At 60.9% G+C, this 12806-nt stretch carries 10 protein-coding genes; 5 read left to right on the top strand and 5 right to left on the bottom strand.

Features of this window, described 5'->3' with window-relative positions:
* Positions 1-72: 72 nt before the first annotated feature.
* Positions 73-1275 carry an aminotransferase class I/II-fold pyridoxal phosphate-dependent enzyme gene (locus Q0677_RS13375; RefSeq protein WP_298910696.1) on the bottom strand — a complete coding sequence of 401 codons (1203 nt, stop codon included), beginning with the start codon at positions 1273-1275 and terminating at the stop codon, positions 73-75.
* A gap of 44 nt (positions 1276-1319) precedes the next feature.
* Positions 1320-2003, bottom strand: coding sequence for an HAD-IA family hydrolase (locus tag Q0677_RS13370; RefSeq protein ID WP_298910691.1), 684 nt, complete (start codon positions 2001-2003; stop codon positions 1320-1322).
* 131 nt (positions 2004-2134) lie between these two features.
* Here Q0677_RS13370 and glmU point away from each other — a divergent pair, with 131 nt between their 5' ends.
* The 3 genes from glmU to Q0677_RS13355 are packed head-to-tail and all read left to right on the top strand — an operon-like array spanning position 2135 to position 6098.
* Entirely contained in the window at positions 2135-3490 is a 1356-nt protein-coding gene (glmU, locus tag Q0677_RS13365) for a bifunctional UDP-N-acetylglucosamine diphosphorylase/glucosamine-1-phosphate N-acetyltransferase GlmU (protein ID WP_298910686.1), read from the top strand.
* Positions 3491-3492: 2 nt separating this feature from the next.
* Positions 3493-5313, top strand: coding sequence for a glutamine--fructose-6-phosphate transaminase (isomerizing) (gene glmS, locus Q0677_RS13360; RefSeq protein WP_298910683.1), 1821 nt, complete (start codon positions 3493-3495; stop codon positions 5311-5313).
* A complete protein-coding gene (locus Q0677_RS13355; RefSeq protein WP_298910680.1) occupies positions 5310-6098 on the top strand; it encodes a DNA alkylation repair protein in 789 nt (262 codons plus the stop codon). Before glmS ends, Q0677_RS13355 begins: the two co-directional genes overlap by 4 nt.
* A 95-nt stretch (positions 6099-6193) precedes the next feature.
* Here the strand turns inward: Q0677_RS13355 and Q0677_RS13350 are convergent, their stop codons facing one another.
* Both Q0677_RS13350 and Q0677_RS13345 read right to left on the bottom strand, forming a co-directional pair.
* Positions 6194-7855, bottom strand: coding sequence for an AMP-binding protein (locus Q0677_RS13350; protein ID WP_298910677.1), 1662 nt, complete (start codon positions 7853-7855; stop codon positions 6194-6196).
* The gene (locus Q0677_RS13345; RefSeq protein WP_298910675.1) at positions 7852-8316 is read right to left on the bottom strand and encodes a D-galactarate dehydratase; all 465 of its coding nucleotides are present in this window, start codon (positions 8314-8316) and stop codon (positions 7852-7854) included. Before Q0677_RS13345 ends, Q0677_RS13350 begins: the two co-directional genes overlap by 4 nt.
* A 94-nt stretch (positions 8317-8410) precedes the next feature.
* On the opposite strand from Q0677_RS13345, the gene moaA reads away from it, so the two are divergent.
* Positions 8411-9418, top strand: a complete 1008-nt coding sequence (gene moaA / locus Q0677_RS13340; protein WP_298910673.1) for a GTP 3',8-cyclase MoaA — start codon at positions 8411-8413, stop codon at positions 9416-9418.
* Positions 9419-9502: 84 nt separating this feature from the next.
* Here moaA and Q0677_RS13335 read toward each other — a convergent pair whose 3' ends face one another.
* The gene (locus tag Q0677_RS13335) at positions 9503-10666 is read right to left on the bottom strand and encodes a M20 aminoacylase family protein (protein WP_298910670.1); all 1164 of its coding nucleotides are present in this window, start codon (positions 10664-10666) and stop codon (positions 9503-9505) included.
* A 374-nt stretch (positions 10667-11040) separates the two neighbouring features.
* On the opposite strand from Q0677_RS13335, the gene Q0677_RS13330 reads away from it, so the two are divergent.
* Complete coding sequence (locus tag Q0677_RS13330) at positions 11041-12750, top strand: peptide ABC transporter substrate-binding protein (RefSeq protein ID WP_298910667.1); 1710 nt, start codon at positions 11041-11043, stop codon at positions 12748-12750.
* Positions 12751-12806: the final 56 nt, after the last annotated feature.

The following is a 12806-nucleotide window of genomic DNA, read 5'->3' as shown; positions in this document are numbered from 1 at the left end:
TCAACAGCCGCGCAAATTCACGCAGCGTCACAAAACGCTGGCGCCTTTACTTTCCCTGAACTGTCGGAGGATTCAGCCTGCCTGATGTACCCGCCTCACCACATCACGGATGATCCGCGCAATCAGCGCGCAATCGTCGAGCGAGAAGGTTAGCGGCAGGCGCAGGTCCAGAATGCCTTTCAGGATCCGGTCAGTCTTGGGCAGGCTGGGCGTGTCGGCATACCGCCAACTGTCATAGCGGCTGGTAAAGCCCGCAGGCTCCGCCCCGCCAAACCATTTCAGTTCGACGCCACGGTCGGCGCATTGGCGGACCACCTCGGTCACGTTCGCGTCGGACCAGTCTAACAGAAGGAATTGGAACGAGGACATGACGTAGTCCTCAGCTGCCGGTCGTTCGATCACGGTTAGACCCGGCACGTTGCGAAGCCCCTCCTCCACTTCGCGATAGCGCACATTCCACGCCGCACATTGGTCATCCAGTTTCGCCAATTGAGGCCGCAGGATCGCCGCCCGCAGATTGTCCATCCGCCCCGAGATATTGGGGGTGATGTACTTCACCTTCTCAAACGCCTCGGGCGGGGGACCGGCCAAGTGACGCTCATACAGCATATAGCTGCCAGACAAGATGATCGCGCGGGCCATCAGGTCGGGATCATCTGAAATCAACAACCCGCCCTCGCCCGAATTCACATGCTTATAGGTCTGGGTCGAATAGGCCGCCATCGCGCCGTGCCGCCCGGACAAGGTGCCGTTCCAGCGCGCGCCCATCGTGTGGGCGCAATCCTCGATCACCGTGACCCCGGCCCCGTCGCAGATCTGCATCAGGCGGTCCATGTCGCAGATATGCCCACGCATATGGGACAGAAGCAGCACACGCGGCGCATCCTTTTCGGCCACAATCTGCGCCAAATGGTTCAGATCGATGGTCAGCGCCTCGGTCACTTCAACAAACACAGGCTTTGCACCAAGGGACGCAATCGCGCCGGGCACCGGGGCCAGCGTGAAGGCGTTGGTCAGAACGCGGTCACCCGCCTCGACCCCAACCGCACGCAGGGCTGTCGCGATGGCATAGCCGCCAGACGACACGGCGAGCGCGTATTTCGATCCCATCTGGGCGGCAAATTCCTGTTCCAGAAGAGCCGCATGCGCGGTCTCGCCCTCGGCCACGTTATAGCGGTGCAGGCGTCCGTGGCGCAGAACCTCCAAGGCCGCATTGATCCCCTCGTCCGGGATGGGTTCTTGCTGGGTGAAATTGCCGGTGAATCGTTCAGTCATGGCGGCAGAGTGCGCAGCCCCGCTCGGAAGGTCAATGGAGTGGCTTAGCCAATCAGCCGCGCGACGGTGTCGTCCAGATCGTCATAGTGGTTCAGCATCGCCTCGGGCTCAAGCCGCGCAACGCCCGGCCCTTCTGGACCAAACCCAACAAGAATACAGGGCGCGTTTGCAGCCCGCGCGGTCTCGCGATCTGTCACGGTATCGCCCACCAGAAGCGCACGCGCCGGATCGCCCCCGGCCTGCAAAGCCGCAGCCACAAATGGCGCTGGGTCGGGCTTACGCGTTGGCAATGTGTCCGCTCCGATCAGCGACGTGAACCGGTCCAGAATGCCCAGTCGCGTCAACAAGAGACGCGCCAGCCCCTCGGGCTTGTTGGTGCAAATTCCGACCGCATAGCCCGCCACATGCAGCCGTTCAACCGCCTCCATCGTGCCGGGATAGATCACGGTGTGCCGGTCGATGTCGGCCTCGTAAGCAGTCAGCAGGTTTGGGAACTCGCGGTCCACGTCGGCCTCGTCCGCCGCACCGTTCAACCTTTCGAACCCAAGACGCAGCATCGCCCGCCCGCCGTGAAACGCAGTCAGCGCATCGGCCACTGGGTCCAGCATCGTTCCATGTCCTAGCCCCTCGAAACACGCATTTGCAGCGGCAATCAGGTCGCCCGACGTGTCCGCCAGCGTGCCATCCAGATCAAAGATCACCGTGCGTTTTCCGTTGCCTTGCGTCATTCCTTAGATCCTTCTTTGGCAAATCCCCGCCGACCCTGTAACCTCGCGTAAGGTTAATTGAACGTCTTAGACTTGCGAGCCACGCCCCAAGGGGTAAAACGGGCCAAAAGGAATTGAAAGAGCAGATCGATATGGCAACAGCCTTGATTGTCCTTGCCGCGGGCAAGGGAACACGGATGAATTCGGACCTTCCCAAGGTGATGCACGAGGTCGCAGGCGCGCCGCTGTTTGCGCATGCGCTGGCGTCTGGTGCCGCGCTTGAGCCCGAACGCGCCGTGCTGGTCGTCGGCCACGGGGCCGAGACCGTCGGCAAAGCTGCCGCTGATCTGGATCCCGAGATCTCCATCGCCGTGCAAGAAGAACAGCTGGGCACCGGTCATGCCGTCGCCCAAGCCCGCCCCGCGCTGGACGGGTTCGATGGCGATGCGATCGTTCTGTATGGCGACACGCCGTTCATCCGTCCGGACACGCTGGAGGCCATGGCCGCCGAACGCGCTGCGGGCGCCGATGTCGTCGTTCTGGGGTTCGAGGCCGCCGATCCCGGTCGTTATGGCCGCTTGATCGTGAATGACGGCGCACTGGACCGCATCGTTGAATTCAAAGACGCATCGGATGAGGAGCGCGCTGTAACACTCTGTAATAGCGGCGTTGTCGCGGCGAATGCCCAAACCCTGTTCGAGTTGATCGACGGTGTCGGGAACGACAATGCCTCGGGCGAGTATTACCTTACCGACATCGTAGAAGTGGCCCGCACCAAGGGCCTAACCGCCCGCGTTGTCACCTGCGACGAGGCCGAGACGCTGGGCATCAACTCGCGCGCTGAACTGGCCGCCGCGGAAGAGGTGTTCCAAGCGAACGCCCGCGCCTCCGCGATGGAAGATGGCGTCACGCTGATCGCCGCCGACACGGTCTATTTCTCGCATGATACCGTGATTGGCCGCGACACGGTCGTGGAACCCAACGTGGTCTTCGGCCCCGGCGTGACCGTGGAAAGCGAGGCCCGCATCCGCGCGTTCTCGCACCTGGAAGGGTGCCACGTCTCGCGCGGTGGGGTGGTCGGCCCCTATGCCCGCCTTCGCCCCGGCGCAGAATTGGCCGAACACGCCAAGATCGGCAACTTTGTCGAGATCAAGAATGCCCAGATCGAGGAAGGCGCGAAGGTAAACCACCTCTCCTATGTGGGCGATGCACGTGTGGGCGAAGGTGCCAACATCGGCGCGGGCACGATTACGTGCAACTACGACGGCGTCTCAAAACACCACACCGACATCGGCGCGCGCAGCTTCATCGGGTCGAATACCTGTCTGGTTGCCCCCGTATCCGTCGGGGACGAGGCAATGACCGCCACCGGCACCGTGGTCACGAAAAACGTGCCCGCGGGGGCGATGGCCGTCGCCCGCCCGAAGCTCGAGATCAAACCGGGCCTTGCCGTGAAATTGTTTGAAAAGTTAAGGGCGTCCAAAGCCCGTCGTCAGAAAGGATCCTGAACATGTGTGGTATTGTAGGGGTACTTGGCGATCACGAAGCAGCACCGATCCTTGTCGAAGCACTGAAGCGGTTGGAATACCGCGGCTATGACAGCGCGGGTATCGCAACCATCGACGCGAAAGGCCAGTTGGGCCGTCGTCGTGCGGTCGGCAAGCTGGTGAACCTGTCGGACACGCTGGTCCACAACCCGCTTTCGGGCAAATCTGGCATCGGTCACACCCGCTGGGCCACCCACGGCGCGCCTACAACCGACAACGCCCACCCGCACCGCGCAGGCGACGTGGCCGTTGTCCATAACGGCATTATCGAAAACTTCCGCGAGTTGCGCGATCAGCTCGCCGCCGAAGGATTTGAGTTCTCGACCGAAACAGACACTGAAACCGTCGCCCTGCTGGCGCAAAGCTATGTGGCGCAGGGGAAAACCCCAAAAGAGGCGGTCGAGGCCACGCTGGCGAAGCTGGATGGCGCCTTTGCGCTATGCTTCCTGTTTGACGGCGAACACGATCTGATGATCGCCGCCCGCAAGGGCAGCCCCTTGGCCATCGGTCACGGAGACGGTGAAATGTTCGTGGGTTCGGACGCCATCGCACTGGCGCCGATGACGGACAAAATCACCTATCTGGAAGAAGGCGACTGGGCCGTCATCACCCGCGACGGGGCCGAGATCTATGACGCCGAAGGCCGCCGTGCCAACCGCCCCGTGAAACAGGTCAAGCTGGACGCCGCCCGGATCGAGAAAGGCGGCTATAAGCACTATATGGCGAAGGAAATCGCCGAACAGCCGACCGTGGTCGGCAATGTGCTGAAGGCCTATACGGCGGGCGACAAGATCACCATGGACCTTGGCGGGGTCGATTTCGCAGACGTGGATCGCCTGTCCATCGTTGCCTGTGGCACGGCCTATTACGCCGGGCTGGTCGCGAAATACTGGTTCGAACACTACGCGCGCCTGCCCGTCGACATCGACGTCGCGTCCGAGTTCCGCTATCGCGAGGCGCCCTTCTCGCCCAAGACCATCGGCCTGTTCGTCAGCCAGTCGGGCGAAACCGCCGACACTTTGGCCGCGCTGCGCTATTCGGCAGGGAAGGTCGACAAGATCGTATCGCTGATCAACATGCCCGAAAGCTCGATCGCGCGGGAAAGCGATGTGGCGGTGGAAATCTATGCGGGCGTCGAGGTGTCTGTTGCCTCGACCAAGGCGTTCACCTGCCAGCTGGCCAGCTTTGCCATCATGGCCCTGAAAGCCGCCCATGATCGCGGGCATCTGGACGACGCGGCCCTTGCGAAACACCTGACCGAGCTGCGCCAGCTGCCTGGCTTGATGAGCCACGCCTTGACCATCGACGCCGCCACAAAAAACATCGCCAGCCAGTTAGCCGAGGCGCGTGACGTCCTGTTCCTGGGCCGCGGACAGATGTTCCCGCTGGCCTTGGAAGGCGCACTGAAACTCAAGGAAATCAGCTATATCCACGCCGAAGGCTATGCGTCTGGCGAGTTGAAACATGGCCCGATCGCGCTGGTCGACAAAGTTACTCCGACGGTTGTCATGGCGCCGCATGATGCACTGTTCGACAAGACTGTCTCCAACATGCAAGAGGTCATGGCCCGTGGCGGCCGCGTCGTTCTGGTTTCCGATGCGCGCGCAGCTCAAGAAGCCGGGGATGGTGTGTGGCAGTCGCTTGCGCTGCCGGAAGCCCCTGAATTGGTGCAACCGATCCTTTATGCCATCCCGGCGCAGCTTTTGGCCTATCACACGGCGATCGCAAAGGGTACAGACGTGGATCAACCCCGCAATCTTGCCAAATCGGTGACCGTAGAATGACACTAGACGACGCGCTGGCCGCGCTGAAGGCCCAGATCGAACCGGGCCGCGCCGAAGGGCAGAAAGCCTATCACAAGCAAACGCGCGAGGTGTGGGGCATCCCGAATCCGGCGCTGAATGACCTGACCAAGGAATGGCGTCAGTCGCTGTCCGTGGACGAGCGCGTGGCGCTGGCCGATCAGCTGTGGAAAACCGATGTGTTCGAAGCCCGGATCGCCGCCGCTAAGCTGCTGACGCAGGCCCGTATCCGTCCGGACGACGCGGTGTGGGATCTGATCCAAAGCTGGGTTTCGGATTTCGACAGCTGGGCCATTGCCGATCACGTTTGCATGGCGGGGCAGAAACGTCTTGTGGCTGATCCGTCGCGCCTTGATGACGTCGAGAAATGGACAACGTCAGATCACATGTGGACCCGCCGCGCGGCTCTTGTGATCACCCTGCCCTGGACCAAACAGAACAACCCGAAAGACGACGAGATCGCCGTTCGGGATCGCGTCTTGGGATGGGCGGACGGCTATGTTAGCGACCCCGAGTGGTTCATCCAGAAAGCCGTGGCTTGGTGGGTGCGCGATCTGTCCAAGCACGACCCGGATCGTGCGCGCGCCTTCCTGAAACCGCATGCCAAAACCCTGCAGCCGTTTGCCCTGAAAGAAGCGCGGAAATATCTGCCCCCGCCCGCACAGCTTCAGAAAGAAGCAAAGGACAAACGAAAGGCGGAACAGCGTAGACTGCGCGAAGAGCGATGGGGCCGCGCGCGCCGCGATACGCCTGACCGCGACAGCTAACCGGGCCCAATCCTTCTTCTGGGCTTTTTCTTGCCCAAAATATCCCGGGGGAGTCTGGCCTTTCCCCGAAAGGCCGGACGGGGGCAGCGCCCCCTTTATCCCCGCAGCTCGCGCCGCATGATCTTGCCTGTGGCGGTCATGGGCAGTTGATCCGCAAACTCGACAATACGCGGCGCCACATGGGGACTAATCCGATCACGGACCAGTTGGATCAACGTTTTTTCCATCCCTTCGGACCCACAGCCGTCGCGCAGAACCACCACAGCCTTCACCGCCTCGGTTCTCAGAGGGTCTGGCACGCCGATCACCGCCGCCATTGTCACGTCGGGATGGGTCATCAGACAATTCTCGATCTCGCTCGGCCCTATGCGATACCCGGCCGAGGTGATCACGTCGTCGTCCCGGCTGGCAAAGGTGAAATAGCCCGCCGCATCGCGGGTCGCCAGATCCCCGGTGCGCAGCCATTTTACACCGTCTACCTCGTGAAACTTTTTGCGGGTTTTCTCGGGCAGGTTCCAATAGCGCAGGAACATCACTGGATCGGGTGCTTTCACGCAAATCTCGCCCATCTCGCCGGGGGCAACAGGTGCTCCATCCTCGCCAAGCAAGGTCACCTCATGGCCGGGAATGGCCTGCCCCATACTGCCCGGTTTCACGTCCATCGCACCCGCGACCGAGGACAGGACTAGATTGCATTCGGTCTGGCCGTAGAACTCGTTAATCTTCACGCCCAGCACCTGATCGGCCCAGTCGAGTAGCCCTGAGCCAAGGCTTTCACCGCCTGATCCAATAGATCGAATGCGAACACCCTCGGGCACAGCATTCGACTGTCGAAGCAGCTTCAGTGCAGTAGGCGGCATGAATAAGTTGCGCAGCTTGTGGTCGGCCATCAATCGATAGGCGACCTCGGCCTCGAACTTACGCATCCGGTGACTAACGATGGGCACGCCGAAATACAGAAACGGCAGCGCCAGATCCATCAAGCCGCCGATCCATGCCCAATCGGCCGGGGTCCAGCCTTTGTCTCCCGCCTGCGGAAAGTCCTCGTTAAAAGTTTCGACGCAAGGCAGATGCCCCAGAAGGAACCGATGTGCATGCAGCACCCCTTTGGGCGGACCGGTGGTGCCCGAGGTATAGATCATCACCGCCGGATCTTCCGACAGCGTATTGACGGGATCGGTCAGCGGATCGGCAGCGTCCAGTGCACGCCACATATCCGTGGCCCCGTCGCAGGGCTTCACCGTGAAAACCGCCTGAAGCGTGGGCAAATCGGCGCGGATTTCGGACAGTTTCGCCATGTTGTCGGGGTCCGTGACCACCAGTTTGGCGCCGCTATCAGACAGGCGATAGGCCAACGCATCCGCACCAAAAAGCGTGAATAACGGCAACACAACCGCGCCCAGCTTGTAAGCTGCAAAATGGGTGATCAGGACCTCGGGCCCCTGCCCTAGCAACACCGCGATGCGGTCGCCTTTCTCAAGCCCCGCCGCGCGCAGAACCGTCGCAAACCGGTCCGAGGCCTCTTTCAAGCGGCCGAAACTCCAATCCTCGACACTGCCGTCTTGGCGCACATGGGTCAGCGCGATCCGGTCGGGATCTAACGCCGCCCAACTGTCGCAGCAGCGCTCGCCAATGTTGAACTGTTCGGGAATATCCCATGAAAACCCGTCCTGCATGTCCCGCCATGGTCCCCAAGGCGAAACAAGCTTGCGGGCGCGGCCATGGGCCAGCCACGCCGCGTCTGTCACGGACGTCACGACCCGAAGACCACCAGCTCATGCAGACCGGACAAATCCAAATCCAGCAGCTGCAAGGCCGAGATCGAAATCCGGCTCCCACCGGTCGAGGTCGGCTTCAGCGTCACTTTCACCGTGCGCCCGGTCGCCTTGGACTGCACACGGCCCTCGGTCTCGGTGGTGACAAGCGGGGTCTCCACCCAAAAGCCCGGGATGGTCGGATCACCCAGATTGGCCACCGTCGTGCCCAACGCACCCGTAGGTGTGGGGGCCGATGACAGGGCGGCGACATTGTCACCCGCGCTGGCAGTGTTGAATTCATCCGCCGTCGTCGCGTCCGCAGGCGGCGCATCGGGATTCGTGATCGGCCCAGCCGGAGCCTGACGCAGATGCGGCGGCGTCGGCCAAAGAGTGTTCACGTCCACGCCGGCACACCCCGTGACGGCCAGACAGGCGGCAGAGATAAGAAGAACCTGTTTCATACAGGCAAACTGGCGCAATTCGCAGACGCATTCAACGGTTGAAATGACGTGGCCGTGACTTGCGCGCAGCTTTGCCCACGCTTAGGTTCATCGCATGGAAACGCCCAAGCTTGTCGACCCGTTTCACCGCCCGGTGACCTATCTGCGCCTGTCCGTGACAGACCGGTGTGATTTCCGCTGCACCTATTGCATGTCTGAAAACATGACCTTCCTGCCCAAAAAGGATCTTCTGACGCTCGAGGAATTGGATCGCCTTTGCACGGCCTTCATCGGGCTGGGCGTGCGCAAGCTACGCATTACGGGCGGAGAACCTCTGGTCCGTAAGGGCATCATGGGTTTCTTCGACGCGATGGGGCGGCATCTGGACAGCGGTGCGCTGGACGAGCTGACGCTGACCACCAACGGATCGCAACTACACCGCTTTGCCGATGACCTGTTCAAGGCTGGCGTGCGGCGGGTGAATATCTCGCTCGACACGCTGAACGAAGATAAGTTTGCCGAAATCACCCGCTGGGGTCGCCTGCCGCAAGTGCTGCGCGGGATTGAGGCCGCCCAGAACGCCGGCCTGCGCGTCAAAATCAACGCCGTGGCGCTGAAAGGCTTCAACGATGACGAGGTCTTCGCCCTTGCCGACTGGTGCGCCCAGAAAGATATGGACCTGACCTTTATCGAGGTCATGCCGATGGGCGACATGGGCGAGGAAAACCGGCTGGATCAATACTGGCCCCTGACCGATCTGCGCGCGCATCTGGAAAGCAAGCTGACCCTGAACGATCTGGATTACAATACCGGTGGCCCCGCACGCTATGTACGGGTCGAGGAAACCGGCCAGAAAATCGGCTTCATCACGCCGATGACCCATAATTTCTGCGAAAGCTGCAACCGTGTCCGGATGAGCTGCACCGGCCAGCTTTATACCTGTCTTGGTCATGACGGTATGTCGGACCTACGCGCGCCCCTGCGGTCCTCAGAAAGCGACGCGGTGCTGATCGACGCGATCCACGCCGCGATCGGGCGCAAACCCAAGGGGCATGATTTCGACTATAGCCGTCAGGAAATCCGCGGCCAGACCATCCGGCACATGAACCACACGGGCGGCTGACTCCGGCCCGCTTTTTCTTGTTTCAAGTATCCTGGGGTGAGGCCCAATCGGGCCGAGGGGCAACGCCCCTCCCCCAATCTCACCTCAGCCAATCGGCATCCGACTTTCCGCCATTTCTGCCCACCACGAACAGCCCTGCGGGATCGCTTCGTCATTGAAGTTGTATTCCGGGTGATGGACCATGGCAGTGTCCCCGTTCCCCATCAGAATATAGGCGCCGGGACGCTCTTCCAGCATGAAGGCGAAATCTTCGCCGCCCATGACCAAGGGGGCCTCAGAGCACTCCCCCGACACCTTGCGTGCGGCCTCCGCAGCGAATTCCGTCTCGTCGCTGTGGTTCACCATCACCGGATAGTTCCGTTCGTACCGGACTTTGGCCTCACCGCCAAAGGTCGCCGCGATCCCATTGCAGATCTCGGCAATGCGCGTCTCGGCCAGATCACGGATCTCGGGCGACAGGGTGCGCACGGTGCCTTTCAGTTGCACGGATTGCGGGATCACGTTGAAGGTGGTCGAGGACGTTTCGACCGAAGTGATCGAGACCACCACCTGCAACGTCGGATCCGCATTGCGCGACGCAATGGTCTGAAGCGCGGTTACCGCCTGCGCGGCCATCACCACGGGGTCGATTGTGTCATGAGGTTTCGCCGCATGCCCGCCACGCCCGATGAACTGGATGTCCAGAAGATCGGCCGCCGCAAAGAACGGACCGGGGCGGATCGCAAATGCTCCCAAGGGCTGGCCGGGCCAGTTGTGCATGCCATACACCTCTTGCACGCCGAACCGATCCATCAGCCCGTCTTCGCACATGACACGGCCACCGCCCCCACCTTCTTCGGCGGGTTGGAAGATCACCACACAGGTACCGTCGAAGTTGCGGGTTTCGGCCAGATACTGGGCGGCGCCCAACAGCATCGCGGTATGTCCATCGTGGCCACAAGCATGCATCTTTCCGGGCGTTTTAGAGGCATAGTCCAACCTGGTTTCCTCATGGATCGGCAGTGCATCCATATCGGCCCGCAGACCGACCACCTTGCCCGACTCTGTCTCACGCCCGCGGATCACGCCAACGACGCCCGTGCGCCCGATCCCTTCAACCACCTCGTCACAGCCGAACGCGCGCAGCTTCTCGGCCACGATGCCGGACGTACGATGCGTATCGAACAGCAGCTCGGGATGTTCGTGGAAATCCTGACGCCACGCAGTGATGTCCTTGTGAAGCTCGGCAAAACGGTTTCGGATCGGCAAAGGATCATCCTTTTCGTTGGGGTTGGTCGCGGCAGATGCGCCTTGCAGACGACAATGCCCAGAAACCCTCGGCGGCTCAAGACACGTCTCTGCGATCCCCCCTGTCACGGGCACCTGAATGCCAAAACTTGGAGACCTTCAATACCTTTGAATTCCACCAAAATTAGAAATGCAACAGCATGGCGATTTCATCGAAACCCGTCTTCGTCCCCTTGCAACTGGCCTGCAATACAGTGTCATATTGCTCACAGGTTTGGCAGCGCGCGACATGGGTGTTTGAGTTTGTTTTCTGCCACAAACAATCGAACTTGCACTGCTATCTCTCTGTGTACAGCAGGGATGGCTTGCGGAATGACCTAGGGAAGCGACGAAAAATGCCTTCTGTTTTCAAATATATACCCCTTGCAGCACTCAGTGTTTCCGCCCTGACCACCGCCGCCTATGCCGAGCGCGGATCGCAGGGTGATCTGAACCTGATCTATTGGCAGGCGCCGACGCTATTGAATCCCTACCTTGCCTCTGGCCCCAAGGATTCCGAGCCCGCGTCGCTGGTGCTGGAACCCCTCGCCCGCCATGATGAAACCGGAAAAATGGTCCCATGGCTGGCTCAGGCGATTCCAACCTTGGATAATGGTGGCATTGCTGCGGATTTGCAGTCGATTACATGGGTTCTAAAGCCCGGGATCATGTGGTCAGATGGCAGTGAATTCACTGCCGATGACGTGGTCTTTACTGCGAATTACTGCATGGATGCCGAGAGCGGTTGCCAGATGACCGCCAAGTTCACCGACGTCGAAAAGGTCGAGGCGCTGGATCCCCATACGGTGAAAATCAGCTTCTCGAAGCCCAAACCCTATCCCTATGCGCCTTTCGTGGGCCTTGAGGTTCCTGTTCTGCAGGCTATTCAGTTTGCGGATTGTATGGGGCCAAATGCGTTGAATTGCTCGGCCCAGAACCTCGCTCCGATTGGCACTGGCCCCTATCAGATCACGGATTTCAAACCGGGCGATGTGGTCACCTATGACATCAATCCCCACTACCGCGACGCGGACAAGCCGGGCTTCACCAAAGTGATCATCAAAGGTGGCGGCGATGCCTCGGGCGCGGCCCGCGCAGTATTGGAAACCGGCGAATTTGACTATGCGTGGAACCTTCAGTTGGACCCGCAAGTGCTGGGCCAAATGAAATCCGCAGGTAAAGGTCAGGTCGTGTCGTCCTTCGGGACCGCTGTGGAACGCCTGCAGGTCAACCTGACCAACTCGGCGGCTGGTTTGGGCGATGCGCGCTCGACTCGAGACGGCGGCGTACACCCCTTCCTTGCCAATCCGCGCGTGACCAAAGCCCTGTCTTTGGCGATTGATCGCAGTACCTTGATCGACATTGCGTACGGCGATGCCGGTCGCCCGACCTGTGATGTGCTTGCCGCCCCGGCCATCTATGCCTCGGGCGCGAACGACGCCTGCCTGACGCAAGATCTGGACGCCGCCCGTGCTCTGCTGGACGAGGCTGGCTGGACCGACACGGACGGTGACGGAATCCGCGATAAGGATGGTGTCTCGATGACCATGCTCTATCAGACCTCGGTCAATCCGGTGCGCCAGACCACGCAAGATCTTTTGAAAGCGTGGTGGGCCGAAATCGGCGTCGCGACCGAGCTGCGCGCCATCGCGCCTGCGGTCTTCTTCGGTGGTGACCAGTCCAGCCCGGACACCTATCAGAAATTCTATGCTGACCTCGAGATGTTCACCAATTTCTTCCCCGGCAACGATCCCGAGCCCTACCTGAACAACTGGGCCTGCGCGTCGATCCCGACGCCCGAAAACGGCTGGTCCGGCATGAACGTGCCGCGCTATTGCGATCCGGACTATGACGCGCTGCTGGCCAAGCTTGGCAACACGGTAGGGATCGACGAACGGATCGCGATTTCGAAACAGCTAAACGATATGTTGATGCAGGCGGGCGCACTGATCCCGCTGGTGCACCGTGGCGAGGTCTCGGCCCATGCCAATTCGCTTGAGGGCGTGCGGATGAATGTCTGGGACAGCGAACTTTGGAACATCGCGGACTGGACCCGCGACAAGTAAGACCGCTAGACTGGTGGTGCGGCTAGTGTCTGGCCGCACCCCGGAACCAAAGGCCG

It is taken from the genome of uncultured Aliiroseovarius sp. (genome assembly GCF_947492455.1).
In the GTDB taxonomy this organism is placed as follows: domain Bacteria; phylum Pseudomonadota; class Alphaproteobacteria; order Rhodobacterales; family Rhodobacteraceae; genus Aliiroseovarius.
Note: the sequence above shows the minus strand (reverse complement) of the source record. Positions and strands in the feature narration are given on the sequence as shown.

Bases quoted from the DNA above. Each gene is read 5' to 3' on its own strand.
- glmU (WP_298910686.1), top strand. From the start codon at position 2,135: ATGGCAACAGCCTTGATTGTCCTTGCCGCGGGCAAGGGAACACGGATG.
- Q0677_RS13330 (WP_298910667.1), top strand. From the start codon at position 11,041: ATGCCTTCTGTTTTCAAATATATACCCCTTGCAGCACTCAGTGTTTCC.
- Q0677_RS13375 (WP_298910696.1), bottom strand. From the start codon at position 1,275: ATGACTGAACGATTCACCGGCAATTTCACCCAGCAAGAACCCATCCCG.
- moaA (WP_298910673.1), top strand. From the start codon at position 8,411: ATGGAAACGCCCAAGCTTGTCGACCCGTTTCACCGCCCGGTGACCTAT.
- glmS (WP_298910683.1), top strand. From the start codon at position 3,493: ATGTGTGGTATTGTAGGGGTACTTGGCGATCACGAAGCAGCACCGATC.
- Q0677_RS13370 (WP_298910691.1), bottom strand. From the start codon at position 2,003: ATGACGCAAGGCAACGGAAAACGCACGGTGATCTTTGATCTGGATGGC.
- Q0677_RS13345 (WP_298910675.1), bottom strand. From the start codon at position 8,316: ATGAAACAGGTTCTTCTTATCTCTGCCGCCTGTCTGGCCGTCACGGGG.
- Q0677_RS13355 (WP_298910680.1), top strand. From the start codon at position 5,310: ATGACACTAGACGACGCGCTGGCCGCGCTGAAGGCCCAGATCGAACCG.